A 20871-nucleotide genomic window follows, 5' to 3' on the forward strand; every position below is an offset into this window, starting at 1 on the left:
TTGAGGCTATTGGCCTGTCGCCGTGTCAGTGGATGCGCATTATAGGCAAGTTAAGATTTAGCGCAAGGGCTTTTATGAAGAAAACGATAGAAAATGGCTTGTTCGTTGCTATTTCAAACAAAACGCACAAAAAAGGGACTAACCGTCCCTTTTAAGGCGCTATATCAGGCTTTACTCACCAAAGAATCTTGATTCTTGTTTGATGACAACGGCCTTATCATCAATGGTCGCGGCTACGATTAAGTTAATTTTAGTCACGGTTCGCTCTAACACCCCTGGATCGACAGCAATACTAATAGGTAAGGTGAGCACTTCACCCGCTTGCACTGATACGGTTTGTGGACCGCTCCATTCATATCCTTCAATACCATCCATCGAAAGTGCATATTGCTGTGCTTGCTCAGTTTTATTAAGTAGCTTTAAGGTATAGGTGTTCTGCACTAAGCCATCGTTGGTTATTCTATATAAAGCATTTCGGTCTCGGATAACATCCATTCGCACAGGGGCAATTGTGGCGCTGGCATAGATAAACACTAAGATCATGACTGTTAACGCCACACCATAACCCACCAATTTCGGTCTTATGATGCTTTCTTTAACGTTTTCTAATTTATTTTCGGTGGTGTAGCTGATAAGTCCCTTGTCATAACCCATTCGCTCCATTGTGGTATCGCAGGCATCAATACAGGCGCCGCAGTTAATACACTCATATTGCAGCCCATTACGAATATCAATACCGGTAGGGCAAACTTGGACACATAGGTCACAGTCAATACAATCACCTAAGCCCATTTCTTTAGGGTCTGCTTTGCGTGAACGTGGGCCACGGGTTTCACCACGTTTTGCGTCATAACCGACTATATAAGTGTTCTTATCAAACATGGCTGCTTGGAAGCGCGCATAAGGGCACATATGAATACACATGATCTCACGCATCCAGCCAGCATTACCGTAGGTTGCTAAGGTAAAAAATACTACCCAGAAATAAATGCCAATATCGGCATTAAGGGTAAATACATCAATATAGACTTCACGGCTTGGCACAAAGTACGACACAAAGGTCATCGCTGTAAGTAATGATATGAGTAACCAAGAAGTGTGTTTGGCTGTTTTACGCCATAGCTTATTAAAGCTCCAGGGCATCTGATCTAGCTTGATACGTTTATTTCGCGCACCTTCAAACTTCTCTTCTAACCAGATAAAGATAAATGTCCACACGGTTTGCGGACAAGTGTAGCCACACCAAACTCGCCCGAGATAGGTGGTAACAAAAAACAGTCCAAATGCGGCAATAGTAAAGAGTGCTGCCAATAGGGTTAAATCTTGCGGCCAAATAGTGAGATTAAAGATGTGGAACTTCTGTTCACCCAAATTAAACCACACGGCTTGTCTATCACCCCAAGGCAACCAAGGCAGGATAAGAAAGAAAGATAAAGTCGCCCAGCCAATACGGCGTCTTACCGTGGTCCACAGTCCTGTGACAGCACGGACATAGATACTGTTACTCGGATTAAAGCGATCCGCTTTACTGGCGTCGGGTTGATGAATCTTGATCCGGGTTTGCTTAGCGTAATCTTTAGTTTGAGATTCTTGTGTCATCTTGATGCCTTACTACTCAAAAAAGGGGCAAATTCTGTTTAGGTTACAGAAAACGTTATTAATTTAGATAAAAATAGCCTGTAACTGCTACGCACTCGTTTATAGAGTGTTAATTGAGTGTATTATACTCGCATTGTTTAAACTTTTTCACTTTAATTGGACTAAAAGATGAGAGGCTGGATCCTTATAGCACTGATTGGCGGCGTTATTTACTACTTTGCCACCGAAACCGACAAATTAGATGAACCTATTGCTGCAGTTGAGTCGGTATTCAACGATACAGAAAAAAAACTAAAATCAATGACGGGCACTAAGATCACCAGAAAGGAAGATATCATCCCCACCATTCCCAGTGAGGTGATTGAAAGACTGACAGCTAAAGAACTCACTGAACTGAAAAGCGTGTTTACTGACAATGAGTCTGTGAGTGCATTTAAAGATGAGTATTGCGGTTTTGGGCTGACACATCCTGCTATTAGTAAACAAAACCTGCAATTTATCTGCGATAAAATATAATTTTTGGCTTTCCTGCCCTATGTCAATTGACCTGAGAATTATTTCAGCCTAGCCTTTGGATAATCTATTGAAAAAGGCTAGCAAAAAATGACTCAGCAGGTTTCCGACATATTCGACCCAACACTTTGGGACACTGTAACTGACTTCGATTTTGAAGACATCACTTATCATCGCGCAAAAGATCAAGGTACGGTGCGTATCGCGATTAACCGCCCCGACTGTCTTAATTCATTCCGCCCAAAAACCGTTGATGAACTCTACACTGCGTTAGATCATGCCCGCCAATGGTCTGATGTCGGCTGTGTATTAATTACAGGTAACGGCCCATCAGCAAAAGGTCAGCACTCTTTTTGCGCCGGTGGCGATCAGCGTATCCGAGGTAAAGATGGCTATAAATATGAAGGCGCAGAAGAAGGTAAACCTGATGTGGCACGCATGGGCCGCTTGCACATATTAGAAGTACAACGCCTTATCCGCTTTATGCCTAAAGTGGTTATTGCTGTAGTACCTGGCTGGGCTGTTGGCGGCGGCCATAGCTTACATGTTGTGTGCGACCTCACCTTAGCTTCTAAAGAACATGCGGTATTTAAGCAAACGGATCCTGATGTAGGCAGTTTTGACTCAGGCTATGGTAGTGCTTATTTAGCGAAAATGATCGGCCAAAAACGTGCTCGTGAGATTTTCTTCCTTGGCTTTAATTATACCGCTGATGAAGCGTTTGATATGGGCATGGTTAACCGCTCTATCCCCCATGCTGAACTTGAAACTGAAGCATTAAGCTGGGCGAAAGAAATCAACAGTAAATCCCCAACCGCGATGCGTATGCTCAAATATGGCTTTAACTTGCCAGATGATGGTTTGGTTGGGCAGCAATTATTTGCTGGTGAAGCCACTCGTTTAGCTTATGGCACAGACGAAGCGCAAGAAGGCCGTGATGCATTTTTAGAAAAGCGCGACCAAGACTTTTCTAAGTTCCCTTGGCATTACTAATACTTGCTGTTGCTTACTGTTGCTTACTATCGTTAACTTAGAAGATGTCAGCCACTCATAGTAATAGCAGCAAATTAAGCCGACCATTTCTCGGTCGGCTTAATTGAAAAATCAAATAACGCCTATCGATAAACTGACCTTTACAACCTAGATGATAACAATTATCATTTGCATCAGATTAATAAAACAGGTCATTTATCATGAAAAAAACAATCACTTTCGCCATCTTACATTTCTGTGTCGCTTTTACTGTCACTTATCTATTAACAGGCAGTATTGTTATCGGCGGCGCTATCGCACTATTAGAACCTGCTGTAAATACCGTAGTATTCTATTTTCATGAGAAAGTCTGGAAACGCATTGAGCAAGCTAAAGCTGAAGATACCTTGCAACAACTCAGCGCAGCTTAACCCCCATTTATAATGGCTTAGCCAATTACAGTATCAAATGATCTGATCGATCACTCTGCTTTATGCTGCTCTTTTTGCTCTAACCCAAGTTTATTGGCCAAGGGTGCAATAGCGCCGCCCTGAATAAACACAGACATCAATACAAAAAAGAATACCATGTGGACGATTTCTATCGCACCTGGTACGCCTGCCGCTGCAGGTATTAAGGCAAACACAATCGGAGTTGCCCCTTTTAGGCCTATCATTGAAATAAATAAACGCTTTTTCCAGCTGGCCTTCACAAACGGCAAGTAACATAACTGCACCGCTAACGGTCTCGCGACCAAGATAAGTAATAGCCCCGGAATAATAGAAATCCAAAAGACGTTCATTAATGTCTGCGGGAATATCTGCAGTCCGAGCACGATAAACATCAACGCCTGCGCCAACCAAGATAAACTATTAAAAAAGTGTAAATTAACCAGTTGGCCGCGCTTAATGCCATTACCTATCACCACACCAGCAATATAAGACGCCAGTAAAATATTACCGCCAAGCATCTCGGCGCTATAAGTAGCAATAATAAAGCTCGCTAACACAAATACCGGAATAAGCCCGAATTCAGCCAAACTAATTCGATTAAGCAGTAATACTGCTAATTTACCAATTAAGAAGCCCACCACAATGGCAACCAAAATCTGGCTCGCTAGGTGCAGTGATAAGGTTGAAATAGCAACCGCTTGATGAGAAGCCAGTGTCATATCGGTTAATACAATCACCATTAGCATTGCCACAGGGTCATTGGTGGCTGACTCGAACTCCAGCACAGTATCGGTTTGCTCTTTTAACTTAAGCTTTTTAGACTCTAAAATTGAAAATACTGCCGCCGCATCAGTTGAAGATACGATAGCGGCAAATAACAAGCAGGTGATTAGATTAAAATCCAGCAGTCCATAAAGAATTGCCGCAAAGATGAGTGTGGTAAATATCACCCCAAATGACGCTAATACTCCGCCTTCTTTATAGGCCACTTTAATTTTATCGGTGGAGGTATTTAAGCCACCGACAAATACAATCACATTAAGTGCCAACCCCCCTATCCATGCAGTTTGGTCGAGATTGTCATACACGAAATTAAACTCACCATTACCCAAGGATAAACCGACCCCCATAAATATCAGCAACGAAGGTATGCCTAAGGTGCGAGATGGATGGTGCAATAAAATGCCAATAACAATGAGTACTGAGATGCCAATCATGACCATTTCTGTTGTCATACATTTACCTTATATAGTGTGAATAATGTCGATGCTCTCTGCTGTAAGAGTGGGCGTTGCATGCGGTGTGCATATCTTAGTTGCTCGTAAACTTGGCAATGAAAAGGTAAAAAGACGATGTTGCAGTGTACATTGCGATGACTTAACCCCACTCAAACGGCGGTTTAGCTTACTAATTGTATATTATTTTAGCGCCTTAATTGATTGTCATAAAACTTTCATATTAGCCCAAATGTTAATAACCACTGCATAAAGAAAAACCCAAATATCGACACAAGGTTAAAATAAACTTAATTCACAATTAACTTAACACAGCAAAACAACTAGCTGACAAGCCCCGAACGCACCCAAGCACCCACTACAACTATATCCACATAAAGCCTGCAAATTTAAGAAATTAAAAGCCAACTTCCAAAATGCCTCACTCGACCACCCGTTATTGATAACAACCAATTAACATCAGCAAAACAACAACCTAACCACAATTAATCCAAATTAATTTGCTCGCTTTTGACTGTAACTTAACTGTCATATTGATCTGTCTTAATGCACTCGCTTCAAATCGAACCTTAAAAGAGAAGCGCCCTAATGTTGATATCCAAATGGATTAAACGAACTACCTATATTAAGTGGAACTTGTGATGAAAAAAGTGATTGGTTTACTAACAGCTGTTGGTTTAATGGCAGCACCTCTTGTTCAAGCTGGTACAGTTACAGTGTCTGGTTCAACCTCTGTTGCCCACGTTATGGAAGTGCTGGCAGAGAATTATCAAAATACGACAAACAAAAATGTTGAAGTACAGGGCACCGGCTCATCAGCAGGTATTCGCGCCGCTAAAGATGGCACCAGTATGATTGGTATGTCATCTCGTAATATCAAACCAAATGAATTAACGCCAAAAACAAAAGAAATCGTTATCGCTCGTGATGGTATTGCTGCTGCAGTAAACAAAGCAAACCCAGTTAAAGATCTGACTCAAAAACAAATTTCTAAAATCTACCGTGGCGAAATCAAAAACTGGAGCGAAGTTGGCGGCGAAGCACGTCCAATCGTTGTTGTTACTCGCGAAAATGGTTCAGGTACTCGTGGCGCATTTGAAGAAATCATGCAGCTACAACGTAAAGTTAATGGCCACACAGTAACTGCTATTACTCCTTCCGCTCAAGTCGGTAACGGTAACGGCATGATTAAAACCATCGTTGCTAACAACCCATACGCTATTGGTTATATTTCACTAGGTAGTGTTGATGATTCACTCAACGCATTATCAGTCAATGGTGTTGCAGCTACCGATAGCAACATTGCCGCTGGCGACTATCAAATTGCCCGCCCTTTCATTGCGTTAATAAATGAAGACGCACCAGCAACAGCAAAATCATTTATTGAATTTATTATGTCTGCAGACGGTCAAGGTATCGTTGCAGAAGAAGGCTACATCCGCGTTCAGTAATTACTGATTGAATGCATGGCATAAGAAGGCCTAGACCTTCTTATGCTGCTTTTTGTTTATATAGAGGTTGTAACATGGAAACGGCTAGCAAAATAGACATGACGACAAAGGTGTCACTGTCTCCTGCCAAGAAAATTGATTGGGTTGAACTACTCTTTCACGGGTTATTTTTTCTCAGCGCCATGGTCGGCGTGGTATCGGTCATCACTATTGGCTGGTTCGTTTTCTATGAAGGATTACCCGCATTTAAAGAAGCGGGAGTGTTAAACCTCATTTTTGGTAAAGAATGGCTACCACCTGCGCTTTACGGTATAGCCGCCATGATTGTCGCCTCGCTTGCTTCAACCATGGGCGCGGTAATGATTGGCGTACCAGTCGCAATATTAACCGCTGTCTTCTTAGCGGAAATTGCCCCAAAGTGGCTCGCCAACATTGTTAGACCTGCTGTTGAGCTATTAGCGGGTATTCCGTCGGTGGTTTATGGCTTTTTCGGTTTGATTGTTATCGTGCCAGCTATTGAAAGCATTTTTAATATTCCTGCAGGTAACACTCTATTAGCGGGGATTATCGTGTTGGCGATTATGATTTTGCCAACGGTTATTACGATTTCAGAAACATCACTACGCGCACTCACCCCGACTTATAAAGAAGGTGCTTTAGCCTTAGGGGCATCGCACATTTACAGTATTTTTAACGTATTAATTCCTGCTGCTAAAAGCGGAATTTATACCGGTGTGGCTTTAGGTGTCGCCCGCGCCATTGGTGAAACCATGGCCATTATCATGGTGATGGGTAATGCTCCTGCTATGCCAGGTTCACTACTTGAACCTGCACGTTCATTAACGGCTAACATCGCTATGGAAATGTCTTATGCAACCGGCATCCACTCAAGTGCTTTATACGCTACAGGCATTGTATTACTGGCCTTTATCGTTTGTTTAAATGCTGGACTACTTTATCTAAACCGTAAAAGAGGGCATGCATAATGACTCAAGTATCAAACAAGCAATCCCGAGTGTTTAAAGACAAGGCTGCACTGGCAGGCGTTTGGGCATCTGCAGCGCTCACCATAGTATTTTTACTTTGGGTCGTGTGGCACATTTTATCTAACGGCTTAAGCCATGTCAGTTGGGAGTTTATTACCAGTAGCTACACACGCATTGGCGAAGCATCAGGTATTTGGGCGATGATTGTATCAACCGTTTATATGGTTGGATTGTCACTGGGTATCGCAGCGCCACTGGGGATTATGACCGCTATTTACTTAACCGAATACGCCAAACCTGGCAGTAAATTGGTTGAAGTGATCCGTTTTTGTATTGAATCATTAGCCGGTATTCCATCGATTGTTTACGGTCTGTTTGGTATGACCTTCTTTGTGACAGTACTGGGCCTTGGGTTCTCTATCCTTGCTGGCGCGCTGACACTATCAATGCTGATTTTACCTGTGATAATCCGCACCACTGAAGAAGCGCTAATGGCGGTACCTATGAGCTACCGTGAAGGGGGTTATGCACTGGGCAGTTCAAAGATTTATACCATTTGGCGCCTCATTTTACCTAACGCATTACCGGGTATTGTGACCTCAATTATTTTGAGTACAGGCCGCGTTATTGGTGAGTCGGCACCGGTATTTTTAACCGCAGGCATGGTGACACAAATTCCTGAATCAGTATTAGATTCTGGCCGCACCTTAACCGTGCATTTATATAAACTCACCCAAGAATTATTTACTCAACATGAGTGGGATCAGGCCTATGCCACAGCCACCATCTTGATTGTATTAGTGCTAGTACTCAATCTAGCCACCAAAATTATCGCAGCTCGATTTGATAAACATTCACATTAAGGCAATTTAAAAATGAACAAGCTTGAAGTCAATAATCTCAACCTTTTCTACGGCGAAAACCAAGCGCTGAAGAATATTTCATTGCCTATTCCTGCTAAACAGGTCACGGCGTTAATTGGTCCATCTGGTTGTGGTAAATCAACCTTATTGCGCACCTTAAACCGCATGAACGACTTAGTGGCAGGGGTAAAAATTGATGGTGATGTGTTATTTGAAGGCGAAAACATATATTCAGACATTGATGTAAAACAACTGCGGATGCGCGTGGGCATGGTATTTCAAAAACCCAACCCATTCCCGATGAGTATTTATGACAATGTTGCCTTTGGCCTAAAAGCGCAAGGCGAAAAAGACAAGTCAGTGATTGATAAAACCGTAGAGGAGTCTCTACGCGGTGCAGCATTATGGGATGAAGTGAAAGAACGCCTTCATAGTCCAGCACTTGGTTTATCAGGCGGTCAGCAGCAACGTTTGTGTATTGCCCGTGCCATTGCTATGCAACCTGAAGTGATTTTGATGGACGAGCCAACCAGTGCGCTTGATCCGATAGCTACCCATAAAATTGAAGAGTTAATGGACGAGCTACGTAAAAAGTTCACCATCGTAATTGTGACTCACTCAATGAATCAGGCAAAACGGATTTCAGATAAAACCGCCTTCTTCTGGATGGGCGAGTTAGTTGAACACGCGGATACCGCCACCTTATTCCAAAACCCAGTAGATAGCCGCACTCAAGGTTATGTTAGCGGTGAATTTGGTTAAGCTGTCTACTAAATAGTTTATCCAAGCCTGCTTATACTGCCCGCTAAAGACAAAAAGCCCGAGACTAACATGGTTAGCTCGGGCTTTTTTGATTGGTAATAAATAAGACTGCTTATTAGGCAGCCTTATTGGCCATTAACCAATATGCACTTCACCTTTCCAGCTTACTGTTTTACCAGCAATTTCAAGGCTTGTGTGGCTGTCTGCATTGACATCAGCTTTGTTTGATACAAACACATTAACCTCTTGGCCTGACACCAGCGTCAGTTTCACAGCTGATGCATCAGCTGTGTGAGTGAGTACTTCAACCTTGCTCACTTGACCGCGAGCATCAGTGCTCGCTTCAATCGCTTCATTGAAATAGCCATGGGTTTCATAGACGTTAGCAAATAAATGCGTCTTGCCTTGCTGACGTAACAGCATTACCGGCTCGCTGCGTAAGTTAAAATCAGGATCATTGGCGCCAGTACGGGCAAAAATGACTTCACTGTCTTGGGTTGCGCTGCTCACCATTGAATAGTAGCTGCTGCCCATTAACCAGCTTACCAAGCTGCCTTGCTGATCAACCTTGCCTGAAGCAATGTTCCACAAGTGCTGATAACCTGATTTTTCACCGACAGGCTTAAGCTTAGACGCCGTTTGGTACTCAAAATCAGTACGGATAATTTGACCGCTGTGATGCATTACATAATCATAGGTATGCTGCTCGTCACTGGTTAAGCGGAATAAATCCAATACGATTGGCTTAGCAATGCCGGCAACTTCGAACATCACTACTGTGCGTTGTTGATCAACCCCTGGGTAGTAGCCACGTACAAATGCACTCATGGCTTGCATGTTGTTATCACCTGCCACAAAGAAGTGCGGTTCACCCCAACGTGCTTCAGCAGTGGCGGTGTCACCTTGGTTTTGACTGGTTTCATCAACCACAACTGTATTGTGAGCAACAGTTTGCTTACAGTAGCTTTTGTTTTCTGGGATGTAACGACCGCCAAATTTTGGCTCAACGTTAACCCAACGGCCAAAGCCATAGTCGTGAGTCACTTCTTGACCGTGATTAAACAGGCTGAGGTGTAAACCATCAAAATGACCGTGATCTAATGCTGAATGCAATTTATGGTCACTACCGTGTTGGCCGTACCATAGTAGCGCCATGCTATCGTCAGCTTTAACATCACGATGACGTAAAATTGAAATACCGCCGCGCTCGCCTTGTGGGCCGTCAGTGAGTTGTAAACTACCCCAGTTAAAACCGGCGAGTTTTTCAGAGTTTGCTACACCGTCAGATAATGCTGCACCTGAACCATGTACCCAAACCTTATCTTGATGCACAGCCATTGATTTAAGGTTGTCATCTTGGGAGTAACGCTTAAAGCACACGCTAGTGGCAATCAGTACCCCTTCGTCTTTAATGTCCATGGTTTTAGATGAATCATTAAGGGCTGGCAACACACCATTAGGGAACGCGGTAGACATCACGGCGTAAGTGGTGGTTTTAATCACTTGATCTTTTAAGTTATAGATATCGATTTCAGGCTGACGACGTTGAATAGTCTCAGCAAATAAGTAAATCGGTCTAAGCGAGAAACGGTGATAATACGGACCTTCCATATAGTAACCATCTGGCGAGAACAGTTGCGTAAGCTGAGCAATAAAGCCACCTGATACGCTGTCACCCGCTAAGCCATAAAGTGCTTTATCAACACTGGCTTGGTCGTTAATGGCGTAACCACAAATACCCACACCCGCCACAGCCCAAAGGCCGTGGTTATGGACGATGTCAAAATCGTGGGCATAAGTATCAACAAACAAGTCAATCATAGGACGGAATAAGTCGTTTTCGATCAACTGTTGTTCGTCAGTGGTTAATTCATGACGAATACACGAATAAGCACAAGATGCATACAGCATCCACATGTTTTCATTCAGTGTCTGATGGAAAATACGCCCTGGTGGGTTTGAGTCACGGCTAGTGTTCAGCTCAAAGCTGGTATACACCTTAGCGTACTCAACCAACATGGTTTTAGCGTAATCAAGGTAGCGCTTATCTTGAGTGATCAAGAATAAACGCCCTGCTAAATCCAGGTGGATGTAGTTTTGCTTGTGGCGGTTATGCTCATAACCGCCCGCTTCACCGTGGCCAGGAATTTCAATGCCAACAGGTAGATAAGCTTCTAGAGCTGCCACTTCAGTAGCAATAGAGCGGCCCATTAAGCTGTCTGTATTTAGATGAGTACGTAACTCAGCAGCTTCTTCAAAGCTCATTAATAATGGTTGGTAACTCATGGTATTAACCTCTTACTTCAACAGCAAAGTAACCCTGCCATTGGAAATCTTGATTGTTAAATGTCACGCTAGTTTTGCTCTCGTCAGTCACGCCAACTTGGTTACTGACCATCACAATGATTGAGTAATCTTTAGCGATAATTTCGATGACCGATCCCTGCTCATTGGTGCCAATAACCTTAACCTCGGTAATTTGGCCGCGGGCTTCAGTACTGGCTTCAATGGCTTCATTAAAGTAACCATGAGTCTCAAGTACGTTGGCAAATAGCGTGTCTTTTGCATTGCGACGTAATACTAAGCCTGGCTCGCTGCGTAAGTTAAATGATGGGTCATTGGCGCCGCTGCGAGTAAAGATAACTTCGTCTTCTTCGCTTGATGCCGTAAGCCAAGTGTAATAGCTGCTACCTTGTAACCAGCTCACTAAAGTGGTGTCTTTTGCTTTACCTTGACCAACATTCCAAAGATGTTGATAACCAAAATCATCACCTAGCGTCGATAACTCGGCGTGAGTTTGATAATCAAAGTTTGTCCGCACGATTTGACCATCGTAATGCAGTGCGTAGTCATATTGATGCGCCACCTCACTGGTTAAACGGTATAAATCAACCAAGATGGGTTGTGCTAAACGCTCGTCGTTTATCATGAGCAAGCTACGTTGCTGATCAACCCCTTCATAGAAGTCACGACAAAATGCACTCACACCTTGAATTTCTTTATCATCACCGCTAAAGAAGTGTGGTTCACCGTGGCGGCTATCAGCTAATTTAACGTCAAAGTTGTTTTGACACTTTTGATCTACCGCTACCGCATTATGGGCAATAGTTTGGCGAGCATAAGATTTGTTTTCATCTAAGTAACGACCACCAAATTTTGGCTCCACGTTAACCCAGCGACCAAAGCCGTATTCACGTAATACTTCTTGGCCATTGTTAAAGAAGCTCACTCCTAAGGTATCAAAGTGACCATGGCCCATGCCGTGTTGACCGTAGTTCATCACTAACTGGCTCACATCGCCTTTATTACTTTGCATACGTAAAAATGCCTGCGCGCCACGATCACCATTTGGGCCTTCGTTTAGCTCAACACTGGCCCAGCAAGGGTTTAAAGCAGCTTCATTGTTATCAAAAGCGCTTGAAAGTGCTTGGCCACAAGCATTAACCCACACTGTATCTTGAATCTGCGCCATGCCTAAGATGTCATCATCAATACCATAGTGTTTCGCGTATAAGCTCAGCGCCACAATCACACCCGCATCGCAAATATCCATGGTCAGTGAAGCATCATTTAATGCAGGGAATACCCCATTTGGATAAGCTGTTGCCAGCATTGCTTTAACGGTTTTACCAATGACTTGACCGTTAAAGTTAAAGATATCTAGCTCAGGACGGTGACGGTGAATCGCCTCAGCAAACAAACATAGTGGACGAATGGCATAACGATGATAGTAAGGACCTTCCATGTAGTAACCAGAAGGAGCAAACAACTTACTGATTTGCGCTAAATAACCGCCTTCAATGTCATCACCTTTAAGACCGTGAATAGACATTTCAACATATTCAGGCTTATCGATGGCTAAACCACACATGGCAACAGCTGCTACAGCCCAGATGCCGTGGTTATGGATGCGGTCAAAATCGAATGCATACTTATCAGTAAACATATCTAACATTGGCTGGAATAAACCATCGATAATGGTTTGCTGCTGCTCAGCAGATAACCAATGGCGAATACAGCTATAACCTAAGCTAGAATAAAGCAGGAAGACATGTTCATTGAGGATTTGATGAAACAAACGACCCGGTGGGTTAGTGTTCAATTGCTCATGATAATCAAGCTTCAAATACTTATCTGCATAAGCAAGTAACAGGTCAGCTGTATACTGAGCGTACTTGTCTTCACCTGTTACCAGAAACAAACGTCCTGCTTGGTTAATATATTGATAGTTTTGTTTGTGACGATTATGTGCATAACCACCCGCTTCACTATGGCCAGGGACTTCAACCCCTAACGCCATAAACGCGTCAGTATCTTCAATTAACTTGGTTAAGCTTTTACCCATTAGGCTATCTTTACCTAATTCATTGGCGATTGATGTGATTTCCGACTGTTCAAAAAGTACCGCTTTAATGGCTTGCGACATATTAACCTCAAACTAAAAGTGCTCATCTGAATCTAAAATAATACAAATAAACAAAAATTTCAGCATATATAAACTAATAATAGACTTGGATCACTGACTATTAGTTTTAGTTTTCACTATCAACTGTGCTTATTAAAATAATGAATAAATTACATAATTTATTTTTAACCCGATAAATCAATCAGATAGATGTATGACCTGTAAAATAATATAAAACAAATACGAAGCCGATCACAGTTACGGTAGATTTGTATTACAAATAAAAGTATTTTACTAGTACACTTAGATCATACTAAACAAGGTGGCGTTCGATTAACGTACAAATTGAGCGGCAACTTTAGCCAAGATAAATAGTCGATACCACAAAGTTCAATCAAGCACTAAGGCCTGATGAATATAGCTTACTTGCTGCTATCGACAATAAAAGGAGATTGTAATGAACGCATTTTATGAAGACGACAAAACCGCTTGGGAAGACCTAGGTGATGGTTTGAGCCGCAAAATAATTGGTTATACTCCTGATTTAATGGCTGTATTTGTAAAATTTGATAAAGGTGCCATCGGCCACCCGCATACTCACGACATTCACGATCAAATTGGTTATGTGGCTGCAGGCAGCTTTGAAGCTGAAATCGATGGTGTTAAAAAAGTGCTTAAAGCTGGCGATGCTTATATTGCGCCTAAAATGGTGATGCATGGTGCCGTCGCGTTAGAGCAAGACAGCATTTTAATTGATATGTTCAATCCTGCTCGTCAAGATTTTCTATAAAACCAAATAGGAGCTGATATGTCTATGTTAAAGGTCGGTATCATTGGCGAATGCATGATTGAACTGCAACAACGTGATGGCGAACTTGTCCAAAGCTTCGGTGGTGACACCCTGAATACTGCGGTGTATTTATCTCGATTAACTCAAGATAAAAATATGACCATCAGCTACTTCAGTGCCTTAGGTCAAGACCCCTTCAGCCAAAACATGCTTAAAAGCTGGCAACAAGAAGGCATAGATACCCAGCACGTTCAAATTATGTCTGAAAAGCTGCCAGGTTTATACGCTATCGAAGTCGATGACGAAGGTGAGCGAAGCTTCCATTACTGGCGTAATGATGCCGCGGCAAAATTCTGGTTAGAACACGCTTCAGCAACACTGCTAACAACGATCAGTCAATACGATGTGTTGTACTTATCAGGTATTAGCTTGGCGATTTTAACCCCTAAGAGCCGAGCAATACTGTTCGACGTCCTGCAAAAGTGTAAAGACAATGGCGGCAAGATTATTTTTGATAATAACTTCCGTCCCAGATTGTGGCAGTCACATCAACAGGCCCAAGAAAGCTATCTTAAAATGTTGGCCCTAACCGATATTGGCTTACTCACGTTTGAAGACGAACAAGCCTTGTTTGGTGACACGCAACTGGCAACCTGTATCGATCGCAGCCTCAGTGCAGGCATGAGCGAAGTAGTCATTAAGCGCGGTGCAGAAGAGTGCCTCATCGTCACCAAAGACGGCCAAGTTAGTGTGCCAGCCACCTTAGTAGAAACTGTGGTTGATACCACCTCAGCGGGCGATTCATTTGCTGCTGGGTATTTGTCACAACGTTTACTGGGCGCAAGCCATCAACAGTCAGCGCTTACCGGTCATGCATTAGCAAGTGAAGTGATCCAGCACAAAGGTGCCATCATTGATATCAGCGTAATGCCAGCAATACCAATGGCCTTTGATTCATAGCGCTAAGTATTTTCTGCAACAGTTTTAGGTAATCCATTTGGGCGAATTACCGCTAGTTATTATTCAAAAGGAAACAATATGAGCACGCTAAACGAAAGACTAAAACAGCTAAAAGTTATCCCGGTCATTGCCATAAAAAATGCCGATGATGCGGTGAAACTCAGCCAAGTTTTAGTTGAAAATGGTATGCCTTGTGCGGAAATTACCTTCCGTACTCCAGCAGCGGCTCAAGCCATTAAGAATATGCGCGCAGCTTACCCTGATATGTTAATTGGTGCGGGCACGGTATTAAATTCAGCAACGGTAGATGCGGCTATTGATGCAGGCGTGGATTTTATTGTTAGCCCAGGTTTTAACCCAAGCACGGTTAAATACTGTCAGCAACGCGGTATGCCGATTATCCCTGGTGTAAACAACCCATCATTAGTTGAGCAAGCAATGGAAATGGGTTTAGACACAGTTAAGTTTTTCCCAGCAGAGCCTTCTGGCGGCATATCAATGCTAAAAGCATTAACCGCTGTTTACCCAGTAACAATCATGCCTACTGGTGGCGTTTCACCAAAAAACATCAATGACTACTTAGCTGTTGATGCTGTGGTTGCCTGTGGTGGAACTTGGATGGTGCCAGCGAATTTAGTTGATAATCAGCAATGGGATGAAATTGGCCGTTTAGTTCGTGAAGCGGTAGCTGCACTAAACTAATACCTGTGGTGAATATAATGAGTTGCTGCAAATGAGCAAGTTGCAGCGCTTATTAAAAGATTAACAGAAAGACCAAATCATCATTTTAAATCCGATATAAAAGCTAGTGCAGAAACTAGCGAAAACCTAATCCCCATGCTCAAATAATAATAAAAAAATCATACTCCCACTCCGGTGGTATTCTTTCCCCAATATGGATATTGGGGATTTTTCGCTTTATGCCTGCAGCTAACTAAACCACGATTAAACCACAACGTTAAGGGCGATAGACCTGCTTAATCTCTCCTGTTTGATTGCCAAATAATTTCGTGCATAAGGCCAAATAAAGCTCTGCGGTAGCCACTGCATCAACCGAGGCACTATGACCATGGTATTCAGGTAAACCGTAACGCTGTCGTATCGATATCAGTCGATAATCACCATCTTGTTGACTAGCTTTGTTCAAGGTCATCGACTTTTCAATCGCTAAGGTATCAAGCCACAACAGTGGCATGGGTGGTAGCTGATATTTTTTCATCAAATAATGATCAATAAACTGCTGCTCAACTTGCTTACCATGCACTAACAGTAACTTACCCTGCATCTGCCGAAACAGATGCTCCATCACAATATCCAACTTCTGCGCCCGATTAACCATCTGCGGCATAATGTGGTTTATCACCGCGGTTTCTGGCCTCACCACACCTTTAATATAGGTATGGCCGACACTGGCTAAGTCAATTCGCTTGCCACACATAGTAACGTAACCAACACTCAAAATATGATCTTGCTTAGCATCCAAACCACTGGTTTCAATGTCTAGCGATAAATAGGTGAGTTCAGTGACCTTAGCTCCAAGCTCTGGCAACGGCTGGGTTAATAACGCCAATAAAAAATCCGGTAATTGCGGATGCGCAGCAATATAATCCTGCCTGGCTTTATTGAGTCGCGTTAGTGGGTGAAAGTGGTTTAGCCATTTTTTTATCATTTAATTACCACTAAAGCGAAGCTTGGCCGCATCCTGAAGGTTACTGATAATTCTAAAAGCATCTTTTAAATGTTTACGCTCAAATGAGCTGATCGAGCTCGGCTCCATGTGATTATTGGGTTTTTGCCCCTGACGCAATGCCGATAGTTGATGGTTATAACGCACTTGAGTCACAAAATAGAAGGCCTCAATAATATCTTTAAAGTCATCTTCATGGAGTAGCTTTTGATTCACGGCATACTCAAAACGATGTCGAGTCCCTGACTCTGAACACCCCACAGCTAACCCATAAATACGTGCTAAATCGACAATTAAATTCAAGGCATACTTTTTAATATTAAGCACCTTAGTGTTATTACCGCTTTTTTCTACCACCAATTTATTAAAAATCCCTAAAGGTGGCTGCACTCGAACGGCATCAGTAACCAGCGAATGCAAAAACTGATGATCTTGGGCAATTAATTGATGTAAGTGCTGCTGCAGTTCAGCGGAAAAATTAGCATTGCCATGTAAGCTTCGCACCTCTAAAAATACGCTGACATTCATCAGCATGCCATATTGGGGATTGCTGACCCACTTGCGGTAAAACTGTTTCCATACAGATAAGGTCTGACACCATTTAGGGTTCGATGCCATGTAATGACCGGTGCAGGTGGGATAGCCGCAACCATCCAAGCCTTGATTAACGAATTCACTAAGCTTAATAAAGTAAACTTTATCTTCTTCTGTCGCACTGTCATCCATAATAATGGCGCTATCTTGATCTGACAGCATATGAATTTCATTGCGGGCGTGGGAGCCTGCAACCACCCAATTGTAATCACAAGGTGGTGCGCCAAATTGCTCTTCGGCCATTTGAATTAAGCGGCGATTATAGGCATCCATGATCATCGACATCACTTGGCCGATAATTTCGGCGCTTACCTTGCCATCAACTAGGGCCTCAAAAATCGCTTGCCGCTCTGAAGTTAACTCTGCCAACCCAGCTGTAGTCTCGGTGTATTTGATTTTCTCAATTAAGAAAATCGCCTGCATCCGATGTTTTTGCACCAAGTGCGACGAGGTTAGTAACCCCAAAACTTCATTGCCACGTACCACAGGTAAACTGCGAATACCCGACTGCATCATTAAAGATGCCGCTTTTAAAATTAAATCATCAGGGCCAATGGTAATAGCAGGCGTAGTCATTACCGTATGAATAGGCAAACTAATATCAAGGCCATCTGCAATGACTCGCTTGGTCATATCTCGGTCAGTAATAAGGCCAACAATGTTAGCGTCTTTTTTGATAACCGCGGTTGAGGTGCGGCAGGTATCACGCATTTCTTTGGCGACATCTTGAATGCTCATATCAATATCAACCACTGCAGCATGACCACTGGCCACTTCAGAAACTTTCTTTAAAAATAGGCCTTTCTCTTTATTGGACCACACCACATTTAAGGCCGAACGTAAGCGCAGTTGCGCCGCTGAGGAGATACTTTCACTAAACTGTTGATGTTGGGCGGTCAGTTTAAGCAGTTTTGAATGAGGAATTAAATACAGCAAGGTGTTTTCGATGGCGGTCGCGGTATAACCATCGAGGATATTCTTTAGGGGCTCTAAAAAGGTAAACCCGAATAAGTCTTCAGGGCCCATTTTTGAACGCAACACCCCGTCAGGCTTACGCTGCTCCATGGAGCCGGTACGAATAATATATAAATATTTTTCATTCGAACCGTCGCTGAATTGGATCTGCTCACCACGGCCAAGGTAGGTAATACTAATGCAGCTGGCAACATCTTTTAAAACGTCCCCTGACAGTTGATCAAACGGGTCAATTTGCCCAATAAAATCAACAATATTAGGAATTAGCGATTCATCCATTATCTTCTCTCAATCAGCGACGGGTAGATACCAAGGTCAAAAACCTTGGCATTTGTATGATTTAATATTAACGCATTTTGAGGAATAAAACGTTAACCAGACAGCAATCTTCTGCGAAAAACTGCTACTTTTTAACTTATAGAACAGCTCACAAAAAAAGGCCAACCTGTCAGTAACAAGTTGGCCTTTTTTAGCGATTAAAGCTTACTGCTGAATCGCTTCTAATTCTTGGTCACTTTGATTTAGCAACTCTTCACTGGCTTGACGAGCCTTTTCTGCATTACCCGCCATAATCGCTTCGTAAATTAAACGATGCTCTTCAATACAGGTAGTGCCACGCTTTGAGGCATGGTGGAAGAAACTCTTAAACATGGTGGTCAACACATTGGCAAACGGTAAAAAGAAGCTGTTACCAGTCGAAATAAAGATTAACCGATGAAACTCTAAATCGGCATCGACCCAACCTTCATGGTCAAACCCTTTAGAAATTCGATCCATTTCTTGAAATAGTGCGGATAACTGCATCCGCTGCTCAACCGTGGCATTGCGGGCGGCGCAAGCACAGGCTTCAGGCTCTATCGCTTTACGCAGCGATAAAAACTCTTGATAGAGATGCTCGGTTTTTTCCATGTCAATGAGCCAGTCAAGTAATTGAGAATCAAGATAATTCCAATACTCTTGCATTCGCACTCGGGTACCGACTTTGGGCTTAGACTCCAACAAACCTTTAGAGGTCAATAGCTTAATCGCTTCTCGCAATGCGGTACGGCTGACACCAAACTGAGTACAAAGGTCCATTTCCCCAGGGATAATCTCACCCTGTGGCAAATCACCAGAAATAATACTACGAGCCATTTCACATGCCACTTGCACATGTAAGCTGCGTTTTTCGCCACCAATTGGTGTAAATTTTGTGCTCATGTAGTAATACCCACCTATGATTTACACATTAATTAATACAAAAGACATAATAACTTGTATCACAAAGATACAAAGCAAAGGAGCCTTGCTGATAAGCAGAGGTTTAACAATGGCAATTGATAACCACAACATTTTAGCTAAGTTAGGCCTTGACGCAAATATTAAAGTCAGCAGTATAAAATATTTTTACTTTACATATTAGATGATTAGCAAGTAATAACAGTGAAATCTATTACACTTGTCAGCCAATAAAGTTTGTTAAACTATGTCTCTTACAATGAACTATAACGCCGACTGATACTCTTTTAACTAGTATATGGCATCGTTTAACATTCACCAGTTTTAGACCAGTAATAATATTAATGTAATTATAATAACCTTAATTGAAGATTAATACTTAAGCCTTGTTCATAGTTAATACTGACAAGCTCACAAAAATCAAAAATAATCTTTATTTCAGTGTTAAGGGTAAAAAAAATGCTGCCTGTCACCAAGGACAAAGCAGCATTTCAAGTCAGACTTCTTGTTAATTAATCACTAAAAACCAAGGAATTAGATAAAATCCCAATAGTTATTTATTCATTAAATTAACAGCTAAACATTAGAAGCTGTATTTATAACCAAGCTCGATAGCGTTATCACGCTTACCGTACCAATCGTAACCACTGTTTTCTACCATATGGCTGTCTTTAAGCATCTCAGTTTTCAGCTTAAATTTACCGTATACTGTGTGCTTTTTCGCATGTGGGAAACGGTAGTTCGCGGTAAACTCGTGCTCAAATAAACTGCGATCACCATTACTGTATACATGCTGCTCTACACCACTGTCGTTCTTGTATGATGAGATTTTGCTATAGTGGATCAAGTTATAAACAAAGCGGAAGTTATCCCAACGGTACGTCAGCCACATGTCGTAACGCATTTCTTTGTTTTTGTCATCGCGGTAGTAGCTATCGGCCGGATCATCTTTTAGTGAGATACGGTCAAGGTGCTGACTATAACGTGCACGCACTTTTACCTGCCAATCGCTATTAATTTTATAACCATAGTAACCACCAAATCGGATACTGTTGGCAGTTTCTTTGGTTTGATAATCTAATACTGGGCCCGCCTGGTGCTCGTTATTATCGCCCCAACGCGTTTGATAATCTGTTTTGAATGTCAACTCGTACTGCTCAGGGGCAAAACCCACTTCTTTTTCAGACTTGCTGCGATCATATTGCCACGCTTGTTCAACACCAAACTTAAAGCCGTTGCGCATACGATGGCCAAACTCGACTTTAGGGCGGTCGGTACGACCATCAAGCAGTTTATGTTCCCATTTAATGGCAATGGTACTTTTACCAGGGCGTAGATTATCATCATCTTCTGCTGCAGCGTTAAAGCTTAAGGCACCTAAAACAGCAATTGCTAAATACTTTTTCATT

At 42.5% G+C, this 20871-nt stretch carries 18 protein-coding genes; 10 read left to right on the plus strand and 8 right to left on the minus strand.

The window, feature by feature from the left end; genetic code table 11:
* Nucleotides 1-171: 171 nt before the first annotated feature.
* Nucleotides 172-1599 (minus strand): cytochrome c oxidase accessory protein CcoG, encoded by a 1428-nt coding sequence (gene ccoG, locus Q4557_RS12915; protein WP_102475836.1) that lies wholly within the window; start codon nucleotides 1597-1599, stop codon nucleotides 172-174.
* Nucleotides 1600-1767: 168 nt separating this feature from the next.
* Here ccoG and Q4557_RS12920 point away from each other — a divergent pair, with 168 nt between their 5' ends.
* From Q4557_RS12920 to Q4557_RS12930, 3 genes are all read left to right on the plus strand, one after another.
* Nucleotides 1768-2115: a hypothetical protein gene (locus tag Q4557_RS12920; protein ID WP_102475837.1), complete on the plus strand. Its 348-nt coding sequence runs from the start codon at nucleotides 1768-1770 to the stop codon at nucleotides 2113-2115.
* An 87-nt stretch (nucleotides 2116-2202) separates the two neighbouring features.
* A complete protein-coding gene (locus Q4557_RS12925; protein ID WP_102520252.1) occupies nucleotides 2203-3105 on the plus strand; it encodes a 1,4-dihydroxy-2-naphthoyl-CoA synthase in 903 nt (300 codons plus the stop codon).
* Between the two features lie 200 nt (nucleotides 3106-3305).
* Nucleotides 3306-3515 (plus strand): DUF2061 domain-containing protein, encoded by a 210-nt coding sequence (locus Q4557_RS12930; protein WP_102439900.1) that lies wholly within the window; start codon nucleotides 3306-3308, stop codon nucleotides 3513-3515.
* A 50-nt stretch (nucleotides 3516-3565) separates the two neighbouring features.
* Here Q4557_RS12930 and Q4557_RS12935 read toward each other — a convergent pair whose 3' ends face one another.
* On the minus strand, nucleotides 3566-4771 hold the full coding sequence (locus Q4557_RS12935; protein ID WP_102475839.1) for a potassium/proton antiporter: 1206 nt from the start codon (nucleotides 4769-4771) through the stop codon (nucleotides 3566-3568).
* A 641-nt stretch (nucleotides 4772-5412) separates the two neighbouring features.
* Here Q4557_RS12935 and Q4557_RS12940 point away from each other — a divergent pair.
* The 4 genes from Q4557_RS12940 to pstB all read left to right on the plus strand — a co-directional run bounded on the left by Q4557_RS12940 (nucleotide 5413) and on the right by pstB (nucleotide 8833).
* Nucleotides 5413-6222: a phosphate ABC transporter substrate-binding protein gene (locus Q4557_RS12940; RefSeq protein ID WP_303413189.1), complete on the plus strand. Its 810-nt coding sequence runs from the start codon at nucleotides 5413-5415 to the stop codon at nucleotides 6220-6222.
* A 74-nt stretch (nucleotides 6223-6296) separates the two neighbouring features.
* Nucleotides 6297-7208, plus strand: coding sequence for a phosphate ABC transporter permease subunit PstC (gene pstC / locus Q4557_RS12945; RefSeq protein ID WP_076541861.1), 912 nt, complete (start codon nucleotides 6297-6299; stop codon nucleotides 7206-7208).
* Nucleotides 7208-8071: a phosphate ABC transporter permease PstA gene (gene pstA, locus Q4557_RS12950; RefSeq protein WP_076541860.1), complete on the plus strand. Its 864-nt coding sequence runs from the start codon at nucleotides 7208-7210 to the stop codon at nucleotides 8069-8071. The genes pstC and pstA overlap by 1 nt, the downstream gene beginning before the upstream one ends.
* Before the next feature lie 12 nt (nucleotides 8072-8083).
* Entirely contained in the window at nucleotides 8084-8833 is a 750-nt protein-coding gene (pstB, locus tag Q4557_RS12955) for a phosphate ABC transporter ATP-binding protein PstB (protein WP_303413193.1), read from the plus strand.
* Between the two features lie 135 nt (nucleotides 8834-8968).
* Here pstB and Q4557_RS12960 read toward each other — a convergent pair whose 3' ends face one another.
* Together Q4557_RS12960 and Q4557_RS12965 are read right to left on the minus strand one after the other, a co-directional pair.
* Nucleotides 8969-11119, minus strand: a complete 2151-nt coding sequence (locus tag Q4557_RS12960; protein ID WP_102475843.1) for a heparinase II/III family protein — start codon at nucleotides 11117-11119, stop codon at nucleotides 8969-8971.
* A 4-nt stretch (nucleotides 11120-11123) separates the two neighbouring features.
* Complete coding sequence (locus Q4557_RS12965; protein WP_102439905.1) at nucleotides 11124-13259, minus strand: heparinase II/III family protein; 2136 nt, start codon at nucleotides 13257-13259, stop codon at nucleotides 11124-11126.
* 436 nt (nucleotides 13260-13695) lie between these two features.
* On the opposite strand from Q4557_RS12965, the gene Q4557_RS12970 reads away from it, so the two are divergent.
* The 3 genes from Q4557_RS12970 to Q4557_RS12980 all read left to right on the plus strand — a co-directional run bounded on the left by Q4557_RS12970 (nucleotide 13696) and on the right by Q4557_RS12980 (nucleotide 15690).
* On the plus strand, nucleotides 13696-14028 hold the full coding sequence (locus Q4557_RS12970; protein WP_102437243.1) for a cupin domain-containing protein: 333 nt from the start codon (nucleotides 13696-13698) through the stop codon (nucleotides 14026-14028).
* 18 nt (nucleotides 14029-14046) lie between these two features.
* Nucleotides 14047-14988 carry a sugar kinase gene (locus Q4557_RS12975; RefSeq protein ID WP_303413198.1) on the plus strand — a complete coding sequence of 314 codons (942 nt, stop codon included), beginning with the start codon at nucleotides 14047-14049 and terminating at the stop codon, nucleotides 14986-14988.
* Between the two features lie 78 nt (nucleotides 14989-15066).
* Nucleotides 15067-15690, plus strand: a complete 624-nt coding sequence (locus tag Q4557_RS12980) for a bifunctional 4-hydroxy-2-oxoglutarate aldolase/2-dehydro-3-deoxy-phosphogluconate aldolase (RefSeq protein ID WP_102437247.1) — start codon at nucleotides 15067-15069, stop codon at nucleotides 15688-15690.
* A gap of 256 nt (nucleotides 15691-15946) precedes the next feature.
* Here the strand turns inward: Q4557_RS12980 and Q4557_RS12985 are convergent, their stop codons facing one another.
* From Q4557_RS12985 to Q4557_RS13000, 4 genes are all read right to left on the minus strand, one after another.
* Nucleotides 15947-16657, minus strand: a complete 711-nt coding sequence (locus tag Q4557_RS12985) for a 3'-5' exonuclease (protein WP_303413202.1) — start codon at nucleotides 16655-16657, stop codon at nucleotides 15947-15949.
* Nucleotides 16658-18523: a DUF294 nucleotidyltransferase-like domain-containing protein gene (locus Q4557_RS12990; protein WP_102475846.1), complete on the minus strand. Its 1866-nt coding sequence runs from the start codon at nucleotides 18521-18523 to the stop codon at nucleotides 16658-16660. It abuts the gene before it with no gap.
* Between the two features lie 204 nt (nucleotides 18524-18727).
* Nucleotides 18728-19444: a FadR/GntR family transcriptional regulator gene (locus Q4557_RS12995; RefSeq protein WP_076541842.1), complete on the minus strand. Its 717-nt coding sequence runs from the start codon at nucleotides 19442-19444 to the stop codon at nucleotides 18728-18730.
* A gap of 601 nt (nucleotides 19445-20045) precedes the next feature.
* Nucleotides 20046-20870 (minus strand): hypothetical protein, encoded by an 825-nt coding sequence (locus Q4557_RS13000; protein WP_102436346.1) that lies wholly within the window; start codon nucleotides 20868-20870, stop codon nucleotides 20046-20048.
* Nucleotide 20871 lies beyond the last annotated feature (1 nt).

The sequence above is a fragment of the Shewanella sp. 5_MG-2023 genome, from assembly GCF_030547465.1.
Taxonomy (GTDB): domain Bacteria; phylum Pseudomonadota; class Gammaproteobacteria; order Enterobacterales; family Shewanellaceae; genus Shewanella.